The sequence below is a fragment of the Xenorhabdus entomophaga genome (genome assembly GCF_037996725.1).
Taxonomy (GTDB): domain Bacteria; phylum Pseudomonadota; class Gammaproteobacteria; order Enterobacterales; family Enterobacteriaceae; genus Xenorhabdus; species Xenorhabdus khoisanae.
Window position 1 is genome coordinate 1 of sequence record NZ_JBBMXH010000593.1, and the last position, 201, is coordinate 201.

The 201-nt window shown below is 54.7% G+C and carries 1 protein-coding gene; it reads left to right on the plus strand.

Annotation, left to right across the window (positions count from 1 at the left end; translation table 11 throughout):
• The coding region (locus AAC854_RS24960) for an HK97 family phage prohead protease (protein ID WP_340619238.1) at positions 1-201 on the plus strand (201 nt) is incomplete at both ends.

A 201-nucleotide genomic window follows, 5' to 3' on the forward strand; every position in this document is an offset into this window, starting at 1 on the left:
GGTGAGTTCGAGGGCTACGGTTCGGTGTTCGGGGTCAAGGACAGCTACGACGATATTGTCCTGCCCGGCGCTTTTGCCAATACCCTGAAACAATGGAATGAGAAAGGCAGCTTACCCGCGCTGCTCTGGCAGCACCGGATGGACGAACCCATCGGTATTTATACCGAGATGAAAGAAGACGAGACCGGGCTGTATCTCAAG